This window comes from Bradyrhizobium sp. RP6, from assembly GCF_003837805.1.
In the GTDB taxonomy this organism is placed as follows: Bacteria; Pseudomonadota; Alphaproteobacteria; order Rhizobiales; family Xanthobacteraceae; genus Bradyrhizobium.
In genome coordinates this window covers 167366-184012 of the sequence record NZ_RQIT01000012.1, presented here as the reverse complement: position 1 = coordinate 184012, position 16647 = coordinate 167366, and the positions used below count along the sequence as shown (strand labels likewise).

Annotated in this window: 18 protein-coding genes; 13 read left to right on the top strand and 5 right to left on the bottom strand. The window is 64.9% G+C overall.

The features are described from left to right. Positions 1 to 246 precede the first annotated feature (246 nt). Positions 247 to 480: a hypothetical protein gene (locus EHH60_RS22095; RefSeq protein ID WP_124161547.1), complete on the top strand. Its 234-nt coding sequence runs from the start codon at positions 247 to 249 to the stop codon at positions 478 to 480. A 37-nt stretch (positions 481 to 517) separates the two neighbouring features. After that, positions 518 to 1405: a DUF1259 domain-containing protein gene (locus EHH60_RS22090; RefSeq protein ID WP_124161546.1), complete on the top strand. Its 888-nt coding sequence runs from the start codon at positions 518 to 520 to the stop codon at positions 1403 to 1405. A 67-nt stretch (positions 1406 to 1472) separates the two neighbouring features. On the opposite strand, the gene arsC is transcribed toward EHH60_RS22090, so the two are convergent. The 4 genes from arsC to EHH60_RS22070 all read right to left on the bottom strand — a co-directional run bounded on the left by arsC (position 1473) and on the right by EHH60_RS22070 (position 3882). Beyond that, on the bottom strand, positions 1473 to 1874 hold the full coding sequence (arsC, locus tag EHH60_RS22085; protein WP_124161545.1) for an arsenate reductase (glutaredoxin): 402 nt from the start codon (positions 1872 to 1874) through the stop codon (positions 1473 to 1475). Positions 1875 to 1941: 67 nt separating this feature from the next. Further along, a complete protein-coding gene (gene arsB / locus EHH60_RS22080; RefSeq protein WP_124161571.1) occupies positions 1942 to 2997 on the bottom strand; it encodes an ACR3 family arsenite efflux transporter in 1056 nt (351 codons plus the stop codon). A gap of 2 nt (positions 2998 to 2999) precedes the next feature. Beyond that, entirely contained in the window at positions 3000 to 3527 is a 528-nt protein-coding gene (locus EHH60_RS22075) for an arsenate reductase ArsC (protein ID WP_124161544.1), read from the bottom strand. Beyond that, a complete protein-coding gene (locus tag EHH60_RS22070) occupies positions 3520 to 3882 on the bottom strand; it encodes an ArsR/SmtB family transcription factor (protein ID WP_124161543.1) in 363 nt (120 codons plus the stop codon). The genes EHH60_RS22075 and EHH60_RS22070 overlap by 8 nt, the downstream gene beginning before the upstream one ends. Positions 3883 to 4006: 124 nt before the next feature. On the opposite strand from EHH60_RS22070, the gene EHH60_RS22065 reads away from it, so the two are divergent. From EHH60_RS22065 to EHH60_RS22015, 11 genes are all read left to right on the top strand, one after another. Then, on the top strand, positions 4007 to 4324 hold the full coding sequence (locus tag EHH60_RS22065) for an ArsR/SmtB family transcription factor (RefSeq protein ID WP_199751731.1): 318 nt from the start codon (positions 4007 to 4009) through the stop codon (positions 4322 to 4324). 48 nt (positions 4325 to 4372) lie between these two features. After that, the gene (locus EHH60_RS22060) at positions 4373 to 5737 is read left to right on the top strand and encodes an NAD(P)-binding domain-containing protein (RefSeq protein WP_124161542.1); all 1365 of its coding nucleotides are present in this window, start codon (positions 4373 to 4375) and stop codon (positions 5735 to 5737) included. Then, complete coding sequence (locus EHH60_RS22055; RefSeq protein WP_245454553.1) at positions 5734 to 6909, top strand: MFS transporter; 1176 nt, start codon at positions 5734 to 5736, stop codon at positions 6907 to 6909. Before EHH60_RS22060 ends, EHH60_RS22055 begins: the two co-directional genes overlap by 4 nt. A 61-nt stretch (positions 6910 to 6970) precedes the next feature. Then, positions 6971 to 8158: an MFS transporter gene (locus tag EHH60_RS22050; protein WP_124161569.1), complete on the top strand. Its 1188-nt coding sequence runs from the start codon at positions 6971 to 6973 to the stop codon at positions 8156 to 8158. A gap of 147 nt (positions 8159 to 8305) precedes the next feature. Beyond that, positions 8306 to 8671, top strand: a complete 366-nt coding sequence (locus EHH60_RS22045) for a hypothetical protein (protein WP_124161540.1) — start codon at positions 8306 to 8308, stop codon at positions 8669 to 8671. A gap of 102 nt (positions 8672 to 8773) precedes the next feature. Further along, positions 8774 to 9166: a FixH family protein gene (locus EHH60_RS22040; RefSeq protein ID WP_124161539.1), complete on the top strand. Its 393-nt coding sequence runs from the start codon at positions 8774 to 8776 to the stop codon at positions 9164 to 9166. Positions 9167 to 9245: 79 nt separating this feature from the next. Beyond that, a complete protein-coding gene (locus tag EHH60_RS22035; RefSeq protein ID WP_124161538.1) occupies positions 9246 to 10664 on the top strand; it encodes an efflux RND transporter periplasmic adaptor subunit in 1419 nt (472 codons plus the stop codon). Beyond that, positions 10661 to 13852 carry an efflux RND transporter permease subunit gene (locus EHH60_RS22030; protein WP_124161537.1) on the top strand — a complete coding sequence of 1064 codons (3192 nt, stop codon included), beginning with the start codon at positions 10661 to 10663 and terminating at the stop codon, positions 13850 to 13852. Before EHH60_RS22035 ends, EHH60_RS22030 begins: the two co-directional genes overlap by 4 nt. A 112-nt stretch (positions 13853 to 13964) precedes the next feature. Continuing rightward, positions 13965 to 14576, top strand: a complete 612-nt coding sequence (locus EHH60_RS22025; protein ID WP_124161536.1) for a class I SAM-dependent methyltransferase — start codon at positions 13965 to 13967, stop codon at positions 14574 to 14576. 54 nt (positions 14577 to 14630) lie between these two features. After that, positions 14631 to 15122 carry a DUF411 domain-containing protein gene (locus tag EHH60_RS22020; protein ID WP_124161535.1) on the top strand — a complete coding sequence of 164 codons (492 nt, stop codon included), beginning with the start codon at positions 14631 to 14633 and terminating at the stop codon, positions 15120 to 15122. 190 nt (positions 15123 to 15312) lie between these two features. Then, the gene (locus EHH60_RS22015) at positions 15313 to 15843 is read left to right on the top strand and encodes a Spy/CpxP family protein refolding chaperone (RefSeq protein WP_124161534.1); all 531 of its coding nucleotides are present in this window, start codon (positions 15313 to 15315) and stop codon (positions 15841 to 15843) included. Between the two features lie 67 nt (positions 15844 to 15910). Here the strand turns inward: EHH60_RS22015 and EHH60_RS22010 are convergent, their stop codons facing one another. Further along, the gene (locus EHH60_RS22010) at positions 15911 to 16318 is read right to left on the bottom strand and encodes a GFA family protein (RefSeq protein WP_124161533.1); all 408 of its coding nucleotides are present in this window, start codon (positions 16316 to 16318) and stop codon (positions 15911 to 15913) included. Between the last annotated feature and the right edge of the window lie 329 nt (positions 16319 to 16647).

Below are 16647 nucleotides of genomic sequence, written 5' to 3'. Positions count from 1 at the left end.
TATTCGAGCCATCGGGGATATGCGATCTCCCCGCGAGGCGACATGCCCAAGAATCGCGTCCTGATCACCAAGGGCGCAGCATGTCATCCTGCATCTCCGTTCATCTCACAAATTGTCTCCTCGGCATGACGACGGACCAACGCATGCGCGTCCGTGCCGCGACTCTGTTGCGCTTCTTGGGCTTCATCCGGAGCAGCGCGACGAAACAACTTCACCTGGGGCAGGGACACGGCCAGGAGAACGACCATGCGACCACGGACGATCCTTCACATGCTCCTCATTCTCGCAATCGCGAGGGGCGTATCGACCGCACGCGCGCTGACTCAAGAGGAGCTCGCCGCCAAGCTTCAGGCGGCCGGTTACACGCAGGTCAGCGACATCAAGTCGACAGCGGAAGGGACGACCGCCAAAGCGGTGAAGAACGGCAAGCACGTGCGGCTCGTCATCGACAGCAGCGGCCAGATCAAGGAGCAGAAGTGAGTGACTGGCTGAATTCCAAGCTTGAGGGAGCAGATCAATGCGAAAGACAATCTCGGCGCTGATCGGCATCGGCGCCTGCTTCGTCGCGAGCGCTCACGCGCAGGACGTCGACTGGCAGAAAGTCGACGACATGCTGGCGCGAAAGCCGGCCGTGACCGGCGACGTGCATCGCTACGGCTTTCCGCGCACCGATCTCACGGTGACGCTCGACGGCGTGACCATCAAGCCCGCGCTGGCGCTCGGCGGCTGGGTCGCGTTCAAGCCCGCGCATGGCGGCGTCATGGCGATGGGGGATCTGGTGCTGCTCGAATCCGAGATCAACCCGGTCATGGCGAAGATGATCGCGAGCGGGCTGGAGATCACCGCCGTGCACAATCATCTGCTCGGCGCGAGCCCGGCGACGTTTTACATGCACGTGGCCGGCCACGGTGACCCCGTCAGGATCGCAGCGGCCCTCAAGGAGGCGCTCGCCGAAAGCAAGACGCCGCTGTCGGCTGCCACTTCGACGGCCGCTCCGCCGGCCATCGAACTCGACACTGCGCGGCTCGACAACATCATCGGCGTCAAGGGCCAGGCGAACGGCGGCGTCTACCAGTTCAATGTCCCCCGCCGCGATCCCGTCACCGAACACGGCATGCAGTTGAGCCCGGTCGGGCCGCTGGGCGTTGCAACCGCCGTCAACTTCCAGCCGACCGGCGGCGGCAAGGCCGCGATTACCGGCGACTTCGTGCTGACGGGCGACGAGGTGAACCCGGTGATCAAGGTGTTGCGGTCGCACGCCATCGCCGTGACGGCCCTTCACAGCCATATGCTGGACGAACAGCCGCGTCTGTTCTTCATGCATTTCTGGGCCAACGATGATGCGATCATGCTCGCGAGCGGCGTGCGTGCCGCGCTCGACAAGACCGCGAGCACGAAGAGCTGATCTTCGCAGGAGGTCCGCGAGCCTCTGCGCGCCGGGCAATCGGCCGGCGCGCAGAGGCGCCGCAAGCCTATCGAGCTTCGACCACTTCGCCGTCTTCTTTCACGAAGCGGCCGACGGGATTGTCCAGGAGATCGATCACGGCTTCCGACGGTCGGCACAATCGCGCGCCCTTTGGCGTCACCACGATCGGACGGTTGATCAGGATGGGATGGGCGAGCATGAAATCGAGGAGTTGGTCGTCGGTCCATTTGGGATCGTCGAGGCCGAGCTCCTTGTACGGTGTTCCCTTCTCGCGCAGCAGCGCGCGGACCGGAACGTCCATCGCCGCGATCAGCTCCTTGAGCTTGTCCCGTGACGGCGGCGTCTTGAGATATTCGATGATGACAGGCTCGACACCGCTCTGCCGGATCATCGCCAGGGTGTTTCGCGAGGTGCCGCAAGCCGGGTTGTGATAGATCGTGACGCTCATCGACGTGTCTCCGTGACTGGCCGACCGGTATCTATCGTTGCCGCACCGCCGCCGGCAAATGATGAGTTCATTGGCGGGCCTCGGCGGTCGTCGGGACTTTACCGGTCCCCGCTTCGTACCAGCCCCGCGTGGCCGTGACGATGCGGACGACGGACAGCATCACCGGGACCTCGACGAGGACGCCGACCACGGTCGCCACCGCCGCGCCGGAGTCCAGGCCGAACAGGCTGATCGCGGCGGCGACCGCCAGTTCGAAGAAGTTGCTCGCGCCGATGAGCGCCGCTGGAGCCGCGACGCACCAGGCCACGCCGAAACGCCGGCTCAGCCAATAGGCCAGGCCCGCATTGAGATAGACTTGCACAAGAATAGGGACGGCGAGGATCGCAATGACGGCGGGCTGTTTGACGATCTGCTCTCCCTGGAAGCCGAAGAGCAGCACCAGCGTCGCGAGGAGCGCGACAAGCGAGAGAGGCTGCAGCATCCGCATGACGCGGTTGAAGCTGTCGTCGCCTCCTCGCAGCAGCACCTTGCGCCACAGCTGAGCGACAATCACGGGAACCACGATGTAAAGCACGACGGACAACAGCAATGTGTCCCAGGGGACGCTGATCGAGGCCACTCCGAGCAGCAATCCCACCAGCGGCGCGAACAGGAAAACCATGATCACGTCGTTGAGTGCGACCTGGCTCAGAGTGTAGTGGGGTTCCCCCTCGCACAAATTGGACCAAACGAACACCATCGCAGTGCAGGGTGCAGCCGCAAGCAGGATCAAGCCGGCGATGTAGGACGGGATCTGGCCGGACGGTAGCCACGGTGCGAAGAGGTGACCGATGAAGAAGGAGCCCAGCAGCGCCATCGAGAACGGCTTCACGGCCCAATTGATGAAGAGGGTGACGCCGACGCCGCGCCAATGCTCCCGGACCTGGCCCAGTGAGCCGAAGTCGATCTTCAACAACATCGGCACGATCATGAGCCAGATCAGGATCGCGACCGGCAGGTTGACCTTGGCGACTTCGGCGGCTGCAACCGCGCCGAAGAAGCCGGGCATGACGTGTCCCAGTGCCACGCCGACCACGATGCAAAGCGCGACCCACAAAGTGAGGTATCGTTCGAAGATGCCCATCGTCACGCCACGTCGCTTTTGCCGGACGTTGCCCCCTCGGAGCGGTCGATTTCCCGAAGCTTGGTCCCCAGCGAAAGCCGGTCTATGCCGCTGAGAGGCAGGTTCACGAACGCGCCGATACGGTTCTTCTGGTAGCGGAAGGCCCGCGAGAAGGCCGCAAGTCTTTCGATCTCGGTGCCTTCGACGGCCGCAGGATCTTCGATGCCCCAATGCGCGGTCGTCGGCCGGCCCGGCCAGACCGGACAGGATTCGCCGGCTGCGTTGTCGCAGACGGTGAAGACGAAATCCATCACCGGCGCATCGGGCGCCGCGAACTCGAGCCAGCTCTTCGAGCGCATCCCGTCGACCGGATAGTCCATGCTCTGCAGCGTGCGCAGCGCCAGCGGATGCACGGCGCCTTTCGGCGTGCTCCCTGCGGAGAAGGACCGGAAGCGCCCGGCACCGTCCTTGCGAAGAATCGATTCCGCGAGCACGGACCGGGCCGAATTGCCGGTACAGAGGAACAGCACATTGTAGACGCGATCAGGCACGGGCCTTCTCCTTTCGCTTGGGAGCGCAGCACGATTGCAAAGTCTCGACGACGGGCTCGCAGACTTCCGGCCGTCCGCCGCAGCAATCGCGCAGCAGGAAGACGGCCATGTCGCGAAATTCGCCGAGGTTGGCGCGGTAGATGATCGAGCGGCTGTGCCGCTCGGAAGACACCAGCCGCGCGCGGCTCAGGATCGACAGATGCGCCGAGAGCGTATTTTGGGGGACTTCCAGCAGGCGCGCGAGGTCGCCAGCCGCAAGACCGTCAGGCTCGTGTCTGACCAGCGTCCGGAACGCCTCAAGGCGGGTCGGTTGAGACAGCGCGGCGAGCGCCAGGACGGCTTCTTCTGTTTCCATATATCGAGATTTATGGAATTGTTGTCGTCGCGTCAACCTGAAATCCGTCACCCGTGAGCAGATATTTCGAATATTCTAGCAATAGCGTTTGACAGGAGATGTGCATGTGTGCATCGTGGCGCCCATGAAGGTCGATGACGCAGCAGCACATTTGGAAGCCCTGGGGAATCGGACCCGGCTTCAGATCTACCGCGCATTGGTCCGGGCCGGGCACGCGGGCATGCCGGTTGGCCGCCTGCAGGACAAGCTGAAGATCCCGGCGTCAACGCTGTCGCACCACATCAAGACCTTGGTCTCGGTCGGACTGGTCAGCCAGGTCAGGGAATCGACGACCCTGATCTGTCACGCCAACTTCGATGCCATGCGGGGCTTGGTCGACTTCCTGGTCGCGGAGTGCTGTGCGGACGAAGCCGGATGTAAGGACGCTCAGACCGCAGCCTGACTCATTTGGCCATTTTTTCCATAATTCTAGAAGGATGGAGAGTTCGCAATGGAGAAGAAGACGGTAGCGATCATCGGGGCGGGGCCGGTCGGTCTCGCGGCCGCCGCGCATGTGCTCGAACGCGGCATGTCCCCCGTCGTGCTCGAAGCCGGACCCGAGGCCGGACATGCGGTGCGTCAATGGCAGCATGTCCAGCTCTTCTCGCCGTGGGAATACAACGTCGACAAGGCGTCGGCGCGCCTGCTTGCGCCGACCGGCTGGAATTCGCCGAACCCGAGCTCCTATCCGACCGGCGGCGAGCTGATCGAGCGCTACCTCGCGCCGCTCGCAACGCGAACACCACTGCGCGACACCATCCGGACCTCGAGCCGCGTCACGGCCATCAGCCGCGTCGGCTTCGACAAGGCCAAGACGAAGGGGCGGGAGCAAGCGCCTTTCGACCTCCGCTATCAGAACGGCAGGGGTCCCGAGGTGCTGCGCGCTGACGCCGTCATCGACGTGTCAGGCACGTGGTTCTCGCCCAATCCGGCCGGCAGCAACGGTCTGCCTGCGATCGGCGAACGCGAGCGCACGGATCGCATCGCCTATGGCATGCCGGATGTGCGGGGCACGGACCGCGGCAGATATGCCGGCAAGACCGTGGCCGTGCTCGGTGCCGGCCATTCCGCGCTGGGCACGCTGATCGATCTTTCGCGGCTCGCCGAGGAGGTGCCCGGCACGCAGCCCGTCTGGCTGCTGCGCGGCGGCGATCCTGCAAAGGCCTTTGGCGGCGGCAGCAACGACAAGCTTGCCGCGCGCGGCGAGCTGGGATCCACCTTCGCCGCGCTCGTGGCTGCCGGAAAGATTCGAGTCGAGACCGACTTCGGTGTCACCCATCTTTCGGAATTCGAAGGACGTCTCAGGATTTCGGCAGGCGCCTGCTGCGGTGCGCGGAGCGTGATTGCGGATGAGCTGGTGGTATCGACCGGCTTCCGTCCCGATCTCTCGTTCCTGTCCGAGCTGCGGCTTCGGCTCGACCCGGCAATCGAGGCGCCCGTCGCGCTCGCGCCGCTGATCGATCCCAACGAGCATAGCTGCGGAACGGTGCGGCCTCACGGCGCTCGCGAACTCGCGCATGACGAGCCGGGCTTCTATCTCGCCGGCATGAAATCCTACGGCCGGGCGCCGACCTTCCTGATGACCACCGGATACGAGCAGGTCCGCTCGATCGTCGCCGGCATCGCGGGCGACAAGGAGGCTGCCGCACGGGTCGAGCTCGTGCTGCCCGAGACCGGCGTTTGCACACGTGGCAGCGTCGAGTCCGCCGGCGCAGCGGGATGCTGCGGCGGTCCGGCCAAGGCCGAACCCTCAGCCTGCTGTGCGGCGGACGAATCGGCCAAGAAGGCAGGCGGCGCGGGATGCGGCTGCTCATGAGGCGAGACACTGCGAGGCCGCTCGCTGTCGTCGTCGCGCTCGGCAGCGCCCAGACCGTCGCCTGGGCGTCGAGTTACTATCTCCCGGCGATCCTGGCTGCGCCGATTGCGCACGATCTCGGTCTTGCACCGACTTACGTGTTCGGCGCGCTGTCGGGAGCGCTGGTCATCTCCGGCCTGCTCGGTCCGAGAGTTGGTCATGCCATCGATACGTTCGGAGGGCGCACCCTGCTTGCCGTCTCGAATCTCGTCTTCGTGGCGGGCCTGTTCCTGCTGTCCGTGTCCCATGGCGCGGCAGCGCTGATCGCAGCCTGGATCCTGCTCGGGATCGGCATGGGCATGGGCCTCTATGAAGCGGCGTTCGCGACGCTTGCGCGCATCTACGGCGCCAATGCGCGAGGAACGATCACCGGCATCACCCTGATCGCCGGCTTCGCCAGCACCCTGGGCTGGCCCCTCACGACGTGGCTCGCTTCGGAATACGGCTGGCGCACTGCTTGCCAGCTATGGGCGGTGATCCATATCGGCCTTGCATTGCCGCTCAATCTTTCTCTGCCTCGTGCCGCCCCATTGGAGCAGGACTCCCGACCGGGCACGAATGCGAGCCAACAAGCCGGCGGCCAGAGCGAAACCTTCGCAATGATGCTGCTGGCGTACATGTTTGCGGCCGCAAGCTTCGTCAGCTCCGGGGTCTCGGCCATTCTACCGGCCATGCTGGTTGGGTTCGGCGCCACGCCGTCACAGGCGTTGTTCGCGGGAGCATTGGTCGGACCTGCGCAGGTCGGCGCCCGCCTTCTGGAAGCAGGATGGCTCAGCCGGTTTCATCCGCTGCTGTCGGCAAGGCTCGCCATGCTCATGAATCCGATCGGCGTGCTTGCACTGGTCGCGGGCGGCCCCTGGCTCGCTCCGGCCTTCACGGTGCTCTATGGCGCGGGCAACGGCATCATCACCATTGCCCGTGGTACGCTGCCATTGGCGCTGTTCGGGCCGGTGGGATTCGGCAGGCGTGTCGGTGTGATCTCGCTGCCTTCGAGGGCAACAGGCGCCTTCGCGCCGCTTGCGCTGGGACTGATGGTGGAGCATTTCGGCAGCAGCGCACTCTGGATCAGCGCGCTGGCCTCGGTCTCCGCCTTCTTCGCGCTTCTGCTGCTTCGTGCAGATCGGACGACATGAGGCCCAGATCCGATAGGAGGAGAGCATTCGTAGCTTGCACGGCTGGCCGCTGATTGCGGCGATGTGCATCGGTCAGCTCGGCAATCTGTTGCCGCATGTGACGTTGTCCGCGAATCTGGCGCAGCACCTCATGCCGGCGTGGGGGCTATCCGCCGCGGAAGGCGGGCTGATGGCGAGCGGTTACGCCTTTGGTTACATGCTGGCAGTGCCTGTACTCACGACGCTGACCGATCGCATCGATGCGCGGCTCGTACTCCTGGGCGGCTCTGTCGTGAGCGGACTCGCGACTGTCGCGTTTGGCATCTTCGCGCAAGGGTTCTGGTCAGGGACGATCATCTGGTCACTTGCGGGATTGGGTTTTGCCGGTGCCTACATGCCGGGGCTCAAGGCACTGACAGACCGGTTGCCCGCCGGCGACACCTCGCGGGCAGTGACGCTGTACACCTCGAGCTTCTCGGTGGGCGTCGGCCTGTCGTTCCTGGTTGCGCAAGTCCTCGCCGATCGCTGGGGGTGGCGGACAGCCTTTGATGTGACCGGCATCGGTCCGGTTGCGATGGTGGTCGCGTGTCTTGCGATCGAGCGCCGCAGCCCCGCGCCGAGAGCGGGACGTCTGTTGAACTTTGCGCCCGTCTTCGCCAACCGCGAGGCGCTCGGCTACATCTTCGGTTACGGCGCTCACTGCTTCGAGCTCTATGGGATTCGCACCTGGCTGGTCGGATTCTGGACCTTCGTCGTCGCGCATCAAGGCGCGCCGTCATGGCTGACGCCCGTTCTGATGAGCTTCTGCTTCGCGGTGATCTCGATGCCGGCCAGTATCCTCGGCAACGAGGCTGCGCTGAAGTTCGGGCGGCATCGGGCGATAACGGTGGTGATGATCGGTTCGGCCTGTGTTGCGCTGGCCATCGGTCTCAACGCGACGGCTCCGGCATGGGTGCTCGCGCTGCTGCTCATGATTTATGGCCTGACGGTGCCGGCGGACTCAGGCGCGCTGACGGCCGGCATGTCGGCCGCGGCTGACTCCGAGCATCGCGGGGCGACGCTGGCCCTCCATTCAACGGTTGGCTTCGGCCTCTCGGCGATTGGAGCGTGGGGAACCGGGGTTGCGCTCGATGCTGCTGGCGGTCCACAGAGTGCAAGGGCCTGGTTGCTCGTGTTCATCGTGCTCGCGGCCGCGATCGCGTTGGGTCCGCTCGCGTTGCTATGGGCGCGGATGCCTCCGTCCGAGACGCACCTATCGAGGTCAAGATAGCCAACCCGAGCGTTCGCAGCGTGATCGCGGTGAGGCGCCGGAATCCCGGTCACGAATGCTTGACCCGGATCAAAGAATGCATTCGGCCGCGGGATATGTTACAAACGCTGCGGTTCCAGAAGTGTCCAAACGGTAAAAGCAGATTTGATGCGGATCGTCCGTACCATCCTGGCATTCGTCATCGCCATATCCCTGGCGATGCTGCCGGCTGGCGCGTCCGCGTCCAGCCTCGCCGTGTCGTCGGGCGACATGCACGCGACCACGGTCATGAGCGGCGAGGGCGACATGTCGATGGACGATTGTTGTCCCGACATGAAGGGAACGGGCTCCGACACCGCCGGCTACAAGTGCGGGATGGGCTTCTGCTGTGTCGGGAGCACCACCGCGCTCGCAGACGTCCGTCCCCTCGCTTTCGAATTCATTGCCGTAGGGGCGGGGAAGACCGCCATTCCCGCCGACCAGGTCGTCTCCTTCCTCGGCGGCAGCCCTCCCTTCCGGCCTCCTCGAGCCTGATCTCGCAAAGCCAGCGACGCGTGCGGCACGGCTGCGCGCGACGATGACTGACGTGCGCGCTCCATGCGTCACGGCGGAAGATCAATCCATGAGGACAGGACAATGCTTTCCAAATTCAGCACCGCGGCCGTTGCCGCCACCCTTTCACTCGCCGCAACGGCCGCGATGGCGGGTGCCGGCGATTACGCGTTCGAGCCGGTCAATCCCGAGATGAAGAAGGGCGACGATGTCACGCTCGCCGTTCGCTTGACCAACAAGCAGACCGGCAAGCCGGTCGCGGATGCCGTCATCTTCAAGACGCGCGTCGACATGGCGCCGGACGGCATGGCCGAGATGGAGTCGGCCGTCGCGCCGCTGCCGTCCAGGGAGCCAGGCGTCTACGCCTTCAAGACGGACCTGCCGATGGCCGGCCGCTACCAGGTCACGCTCTCGGCGAAGGTGCAGGGCGAGCCTGACACGGTCACCGGCAAGGTCATCGTCAAGGCGACGAAGTGAGCCTTCGGGCGCCCGATGGCGCCCGAACTTCTCTCTCCCATTCACATGGACGCGCGCCCGAGGCGCGCGGAATCTGGCGATGAACACGCTCCGTCTTCTCACCGCACTCGCGCTCGCCGGCGGCCTGGCCCTGGGCGCTGCCTGGTCCATGAACGGACGCTGGTCCGTTCATGCCGAGGTCGCTCCGGGCACGGCCAACGCTGCCCGGGCGCCGCTTTATTTCCGCGATCCGGGCGGCGCGCCGCTTTGGTCGGCCGGTCCAAAGAAGGATGACCGCGGGCGGGACTATCTGCCGGTCTACGATGACGACGAGGTAACTGCAGCGGCAACGAAGCCACCGCAGGCGGCTTCATCGCGAAAAATCCTCTACTACCGCAATCCCATGGGGTTGCCCGACACCTCGCCGGTGCCGAAGAAGGATCCGATGGGGATGAACTATGTCCCCGTTTACGAAGGCGACGACGTCGACGATGGAACGGTGAAGCTGTCGCCCGGCAAGATCCAGCGCACCGGCGTGAAGTCCGAGCCGGCTGAGCGGCGGTCCATCCGGGTGCTGGTGAAGGCACCCGGCACGATCCAGTTGGACGAGCGCCGCGTGTCGGTGATCGCGATGCGCGCCGAAAGCTTCGTGCAGAAGGTCGCGGACGTCACCACGGGCACGCGCGTGAAGGCGGGCCAGCCGTTGATGGAGATCTATAGTTCTGCCGTCGCGTCCGCGGCGGCTGAATATCTTGCGACGATCACCTCGAAGACAGTGGGTGGTGTCGAGACGTACGGCCGCGGATCGCGGCAACGGCTGGTCAATCTCGACGTTCCCGAGCAGGCCATCGCCGAGATGGAGAAGACGCGCGTCGCGCCCGTCACCATCCACTGGGCGGCGCCGCGCGACGGGATCGTGCTCGAGCGCAATGCGATCGAAGGCATGCGCGCCAATCCCGGCGACGTGTTGTTCCGCATCGCGGACATCTCGCTGGTGTGGGCGCTGGTCGATGTCGCCGAGCGCGATCTCGGCAATATCACGGTGGGGCAATCCGTTGCGGTGCGCGCGCGCAGCTTCCCTGGCCGAAGCTTCACCGGAAAGATCGCCGTGATCTATCCGCAGGTGAATCGTGAAACCCGGACGGTCCGCGTCCGCATCGAGCTTGCCAATCCCGACGCGATGCTGCTGCCGGACATGTATGTCGATGCCGACATCGACACGGCAGACGGCGCGCCCGTCCTGGCGATCCAGGATAGCTCGGTGCTCGACACCGGCACGCGCCAGGCCGTGCTCGTCGACAAGGGGGACGGGCGTTTCGAGCCGCGCGAGGTGAAGCTCGGCCGGCGCGGAGGCGGCTACATCGAGGTGCGGGACGGCCTTGCGGACGGCGAGGCCGTGGTCACATCCGCCAACTTCCTGATCGATGCGGAGAGCAATCTGAAGGCCGCGCTCAAGGGCTTCGCCGAGGCTGCTCCTCAGGCCTCCGACGCGGGCCATGCGACGGCAGAGCACAAATGATCGCGCGCATCATCGCCTGGTCGGCGCGCAACCTGCTGTTGGTGCTGTTCGGCACCGGCTTTGCGGCCGCCGCCGGCCTCTACGCGCTGCTTCACCTCCCGCTGGACGCGATCCCCGATCTCTCCGACACGCAGGTCATCGTCTATACCGAGTATCCCGGCCAGGCGCCGCAGGTGATCGAGGACCAGGTCACCTATCCCTTGACCACGGCGATGCTGACCGTGCCGAAATCGAAGGTCGTGCGCGGCTTCTCCTTCTTCGGCGTGTCGTTCGTCTATGTGATCTTCGAGGACGGCACCGACATCTATTGGGCGCGTTCGCGCGTCATGGAATTCCTGAACGGCGCGGCATCGCGGCTTCCTGCCGGCGTCACCCCGACCATCGGGCCCGACGCGACCGGCGTCGGCTGGGTCTACGAGTACGCCGTGATATCGAGGGAATTGAACCTCGCGGACACGCGCACGATCCAGGACTGGAATCTGAAGTTCGCGCTGGCCAAAGCCGAAGGCGTCGCCGAGGTCGCCAGCATCGGCGGCTTCGTCAAGCAATACAACGTGGTGCTCGATCCGCAGCGGATGCGCGATCGCGGCATCAGCATGCAGAAGATCCGGGAGGCGATCCGCGCCAGCAACGCCGACGTCGGCGGGCGCACGGTCGAGCTGTCGGAGTTCGAATACGTCATTCGCGGCAAGGGCTACATCAAGAGCATCAACGATCTCGGCAACATCGTCCTGAAGACGAACAACGGCACGCCGGTGCTGCTGCGGGACGTCGCCAATGTCGAGCTCGGACCCGACGAGCGGCGCGGCATCGCCGAGCTGAACGGCGAGGGTGAGGTCGCAAGCGGCATTGTGCTGCAGCGTTTTGGCGTCAACGCCCTCGACGTCATCGAAAACGTCAAGAAGCGCTTGAAGGAGATCGCGAGCAGCTTGCCAAAGTCGGTCGAGATCGTCCCGGTCTATGATCGCTCCAATCTGATCTACGCGGCCATCGACACGCTCAAGCACACGCTGCTCGAGGAGAGCATCGTCGTCGCGCTCGTCTGCATCGTGTTCCTGCTCCACGTCCGCAGCGCGCTGGTCGCGATCCTGATGCTGCCGGTCGGCGTGCTGATGGCGTTCGGCGCCATGAAGCTGCTCGGCCTCGGATCCAACATCATGAGCCTCGGCGGCATCGCGATTGCGATCGGCGCCATGGTGGATGCCGCGATCGTCATGATCGAGAACGCCCACAAGCACCTCGAACGCGCCGAGCCCGGTCAGTCGCGCGTCCAGATCCTGATCGATGCGGCGTCCGAGGTCGGGCCGGCGCTGTTCTTCAGCCTGCTGATCATCACCGTGTCGTTCATGCCGATCTTCACGCTGGAATCGCAGGAGGGGCGGCTGTTTAGCCCGCTGGCCTTCACGAAAACCTTCGCGATGGCCGCGGCGGCCTTGTTGTCCGTCACTCTGGTGCCGGCGCTGATGGTCATCTTCGTCCGCGGCAGGATCGTGCCGGAGCACAGGAATGTCATCAACCGCTTCCTGATTCTTATCTACCGCCCGGTCATCAAGGGCGTGCTGCGCGCCAAGACGCTGGTGATCCTGGCCTCGCTGGTCGTGCTCGCCGTCACGATTTGGCCGGCGCGGCAGCTCGGCACCGAGTTCATGCCGACGCTGAACGAGGGCACGCTGCTGTACATGCCGACGACGCTGCCCGGCATCTCGGTCACCAAGGCGGCCGAACTGATGCAGACGCAGGACCGCATCATCAAGTCGTTCCCGGAGGTCGCGTCCGTCTACGGCAAGGCGGGACGGGCGGCGACCGCAACCGATCCGGCCCCGACCGAGATGTTCGAGACCGTCGTCAGCCTGAAGCCGAAGGAGCAGTGGCGTCCCGGCGTCACCGTCGACAGCCTGATCGCGGAAATGGACAAGGCGCTGCAGTTTCCGGGCGTCTCCAACGCCTGGACTATGCCGATCAAGGCGCGCATCGACATGCTGTCCACCGGCATCCGCACGCCTGTTGGCGTCAAGGTGATGGGCACCGACCTCGTCGAGATCGACCGGCTGGCGAGGCAGGTCGAGCGGGTGATCAAGACCGTCCCGGGCACGTCCTCGGCCTATGCCGAGCGCGGCATCGGCGGGTACTATCTCGAGATCGTCCCGGACCGCGAGGCGCTCGCCCGCTATGGCATCCTGATCCAGGACGTTCAGGACACCATCGCGGCCGCTCTCGGCGGCCAGACAGTCACGACGACCGTGGAGGGACGGCAGCGGTTCACGGTGAACATGCGCTATCCGCGCGATCTGCGCGACAATCCAAAGGCCATCGCCAGCGATATCCTGGTGCCGATGCCGGCGGGCGGCGCGGTGCCGCTCGGCGAGGTCGCGAAAGTCGAGCCGGCGCGGGGGCCGACCTCGATCCGGACCGAGAACGGCCAGCTCGCGACCTACGTCTACGTCGACATCCGCGATCGCGACATCGGCAGCTACGTCGCCGAGGCGCAACGCGCGGTGACTGACAGCATCCAGTTCCCGCCCGGTTATTACGTGGTCTGGAGCGGCCAGTACGAGTATCTCCAGCGCGCCGCGGCGCGCCTGAAGATCGTGGTCCCCGTGACGCTGACGATCATCTTCCTGCTGCTGTACCTGAACTTCAGGGCCATGACCGAGACCCTCATCGTCATGCTGTCGCTGCCCTTCGCGCTGGTCGGCGGCATCTGGATGATGTCGTGGCTCGGCTTCAACCTGTCGGTCGCCGTCGCGGTCGGGTTCATTGCGCTGGCCGGTGTGGCCGCCGAGACCGGCGTCGTGATGCTGATCTATCTCGAGCACGCGCTGGCCGAGCTGAGGGCGAAGCGCAGCGCCGAGAGCAGGGTCTTCACCCGCCAGGATCTGCACGAGGCCATCATGGAAGGCGCGGTCGAGCGCGTCCGTCCCAAGATGATGACGGTGGTTGCCATCATGGCGGGCCTGCTGCCGATCATGTGGAGCACTGGCGCCGGGTCGGAGATCATGCAGCGCATCGCGGTGCCGATGATCGGCGGCATGATCTCTTCGACGCTGCTGACGTTGATCGTGATCCCGGCGATCTTCGGGCTGGTGAAAGGCTTCCGCTTGCCTCCCAAAGGCGAGGATAAAGGACAACCGACCGAAATGCCAAAGCCGATCAGTGCGAGATTGCGGGTGGCGGAGCCTGCCGAATGAGGCGAGCCATGATGAATGACATCGTGTCGGGGACGTTGGGGACGATGAATTGATCACCGCATCGATCATCATCGTTCTAGTATTGGGCGCGACGATGCCAGGAGATGCGCGCATGGGCTTCTACAACGACATCATTCTTCCGCGGCTCTGCGACCTTGCGATGCGCAACAAGGAACTTGCGTCCTACCGTCAACGCGCGACCCGTGCGGCTCAGGGCCGGGTCCTCGAGATCGGCATCGGCTCCGGCCGCAACCTGCCGTTCTACGGACCTACGGTGACGCGGCTTGTGGGGCTTGAACCCGCTCCAAAGCTTCTCGAGATGGCGCGAACCGCGCCACATCCGGAAACTCCGGTCGATCTCGTTGAAGCTTCGGCCGAGGCAATTCCGATCGAGGACCGCAGCATCGACACGGTCGTGACGACCTGGACCATGTGCAGCATTCCGGACGTCGATCGCGCGATGACGGAAGCGCGGCGTGTGCTGAAACCGGGAGGGAAGCTGGTCTTCGTCGAGCATGGCCGCGCGCCCGAACCGGGCGTGCGCTGGTGGCAGGATCGCCTGACCCCCGCGTGGATGCGCATCTCGGGCGGTTGTCATCTCAATCGGGACATTGCCGACGTCCTGACCCGGAACGGCTTTCGCATCGACGAGATGCGCACCGGATACATGAATTGGCTGAAGCCCATGACGTTCATGTACGAGGGCCAGGCGAGTCCTCGTTGATGGCCGCGACGCTCCGGCCTTGAGATCCAACGATGAAGCGAAAGGAAGCCGAAGATGAAGGAACGCGCACATGTGATGACCCGTCGATCGCTTGTGGGGCTGATGGCGGCGGCAGCGGCGGCAGGCCTGGCCAGGCCTGCTGTTGCGGCGCAGGCCGAAGAAACCACCGTCACGGTGCATAGGGATCCGAGCTGCGGCTGTTGCGCCGGCTGGGTGCAGCATCTCCGGGACGCAGGATTTGTCGTCCAGGTGGAGGAGACCGCCGATCTCGACGCGGTTCGGAATCGGCTCGGCATCCCGCCGGACCTGGTCGCGTGTCACACGGCAGAGGTCGCGGGTTATCTCGTCGAGGGGCACGTGCCGGCTGCGGCCGTACGGCGCCTGCTCTCGGAGCGTCCCATCGCGAAAGGGCTTGCCGTGCCGGGCATGCCGGTCGGATCGCCCGGGATGGAAGGCGGCACGCCGCAGCCTTACACTGTCGTGCTGTTCGGTACCGGTGGTCACAGGCCATTCATGCGCTTCATCGGCTCGCAGGCGATCGGTTGAGAGCCCTTGATGAACGAGCGCTCCCGGCCTCCGGCGTCATGGAAACCGAGGTCGCAGCCTGCCGAAGGTCCCGCGTAGGTCACCGCCGGGCTTCGATACCGAGCGCCTGGGGGCTTTGAAGACGATGCGGCTGTTTACGCCATCGCCGAGTCATGATTGGTTGATGTCCTGCAACAGGTGGTGGAGAGTCATGAAGATCGTCGTTTTGATCGTCGCCTTGCTCGCGCCGGCTGCCGCTTGGGCGCAGACACCGTATGCCGGTATGCAGTCCCGCCACATCAAGGCGCTCTCGGACCAGCAAATTGGCGATCTGCGGGCGGGACGCGGCATGGGGCTCGCACTCGCGGCCGAGCTCAATGGATATCCCGGGCCCTCCCACCTGCTCGAACTCGCGGACCAACTGGGGTTGAATCCGGAGCAGCGGAGCAGGTTCGAGGAGATGTTCTCCGAGATGAAGGCCGAGACCACTCCCATCGGCGGCAGATTGATCGAGAAGGAGGCGGATCTGGATCGGCAGTTCGCCAGCCGTACGATCACCGTCGAGAGTCTGGAATCTGCCACCGCGGCGATCGCCAGGACGCAGGGTGAGCTGCGGCAGGCCCATCTCAAATATCACCTGCGCGCCGCGGCGGTTCTCGACCAGGCACAATTGGCAAGATACGCCGAGCTGCGCGGGTACACGTCCGACGGCGCTACGCAGCGCCACCGCCACCATCAATGAGCTGGCGCACGAGCCGAGCGTCGCCAATCCCCGGATGATGCCAAAAGAGCCGGTCTCACGTCCGTAGCTACGGCTGCGGAGGAAAGCGGTCGAACGCCGGCAGTTCGTGCGCGTGCTCCATCCAGCGCAGCCGCTCGGCGACCTGGATCTGCATCGTTGCCGGCACGGCCTCGGGATCGTCGTAGGTCGCGCTCTGGATGTCGATGATGCCGGGCATCATGCCGGCATTGAAATAGAACAGTCCGGTGCCGCAGTCGCCGCAAAAGTGCCGTCGGACATGTTCCGAGGAGTGATACACCTTCGGCTCGCCCTTGGTCACCTTGACGGCATCCTCCGCGTACATCGTCCAGCCGACGACCGGGGCGCCGGCGTGGAGCCGGCAATCGCGGCAGTGGCACAGCGCGTGGACGATCGCCTCGCCCTGGATCTCATAACGGATCGCGCCGCAGTGACAGCCGCCGGTGATGGTGCTCATGCGTTCCTCCGATCGAGTTCTTTGTATCGATAGCCATCGCGCCGGGCGGCTTCAACAGCGCAAGCGACCTGAAGTTGCGTCCTACTGTCGCGTGACAGCTGCTGCCATCGTGTGCTGATGCGAGGTCGGTTCCGGAGAATGGGCGCGGCCGGTTCCGCGCGAGAGCGCCGACGCCGCGCTTCCGAGGATCGTCCACAGTCACGTCCGGGTCGAGGACGAGAACCGCGGTTGCAGAGGCTATTGAGCGCGGCAGCCACGCACTCAAGTGACAGCACTAAGTATGATCCGGAAAACTGCGCAGCGGTTTTCCGAAGAGATCATGCTCAAAC

What these genes read in the sequence shown, in the direction of transcription:
- EHH60_RS22095 (WP_124161547.1), top strand. Translation starts at nt 247, where the DNA reads ATGCGACCACGGACGATCCTTCACATGCTCCTCATTCTCGCAATCGCG.
- EHH60_RS22090 (WP_124161546.1), top strand. Translation starts at nt 518, where the DNA reads ATGCGAAAGACAATCTCGGCGCTGATCGGCATCGGCGCCTGCTTCGTC.
- arsC (WP_124161545.1), bottom strand. Translation starts at nt 1,874, where the DNA reads ATGAGCGTCACGATCTATCACAACCCGGCTTGCGGCACCTCGCGAAAC.
- arsB (WP_124161571.1), bottom strand. Translation starts at nt 2,997, where the DNA reads ATGGGCATCTTCGAACGATACCTCACTTTGTGGGTCGCGCTTTGCATC.
- EHH60_RS22070 (WP_124161543.1), bottom strand. Translation starts at nt 3,882, where the DNA reads ATGGAAACAGAAGAAGCCGTCCTGGCGCTCGCCGCGCTGTCTCAACCG.
- EHH60_RS22065 (WP_199751731.1), top strand. Translation starts at nt 4,007, where the DNA reads ATGAAGGTCGATGACGCAGCAGCACATTTGGAAGCCCTGGGGAATCGG.
- EHH60_RS22060 (WP_124161542.1), top strand. Translation starts at nt 4,373, where the DNA reads ATGGAGAAGAAGACGGTAGCGATCATCGGGGCGGGGCCGGTCGGTCTC.
- EHH60_RS22055 (WP_245454553.1), top strand. Translation starts at nt 5,734, where the DNA reads ATGAGGCGAGACACTGCGAGGCCGCTCGCTGTCGTCGTCGCGCTCGGC.
- EHH60_RS22050 (WP_124161569.1), top strand. Translation starts at nt 6,971, where the DNA reads ATGTGCATCGGTCAGCTCGGCAATCTGTTGCCGCATGTGACGTTGTCC.
- EHH60_RS22045 (WP_124161540.1), top strand. Translation starts at nt 8,306, where the DNA reads ATGCGGATCGTCCGTACCATCCTGGCATTCGTCATCGCCATATCCCTG.
- EHH60_RS22040 (WP_124161539.1), top strand. Translation starts at nt 8,774, where the DNA reads ATGCTTTCCAAATTCAGCACCGCGGCCGTTGCCGCCACCCTTTCACTC.
- EHH60_RS22035 (WP_124161538.1), top strand. Translation starts at nt 9,246, where the DNA reads ATGAACACGCTCCGTCTTCTCACCGCACTCGCGCTCGCCGGCGGCCTG.
- EHH60_RS22030 (WP_124161537.1), top strand. Translation starts at nt 10,661, where the DNA reads ATGATCGCGCGCATCATCGCCTGGTCGGCGCGCAACCTGCTGTTGGTG.
- EHH60_RS22025 (WP_124161536.1), top strand. Translation starts at nt 13,965, where the DNA reads ATGGGCTTCTACAACGACATCATTCTTCCGCGGCTCTGCGACCTTGCG.
- EHH60_RS22020 (WP_124161535.1), top strand. Translation starts at nt 14,631, where the DNA reads ATGAAGGAACGCGCACATGTGATGACCCGTCGATCGCTTGTGGGGCTG.
- EHH60_RS22015 (WP_124161534.1), top strand. Translation starts at nt 15,313, where the DNA reads ATGAAGATCGTCGTTTTGATCGTCGCCTTGCTCGCGCCGGCTGCCGCT.
- EHH60_RS22010 (WP_124161533.1), bottom strand. Translation starts at nt 16,318, where the DNA reads ATGAGCACCATCACCGGCGGCTGTCACTGCGGCGCGATCCGTTATGAG.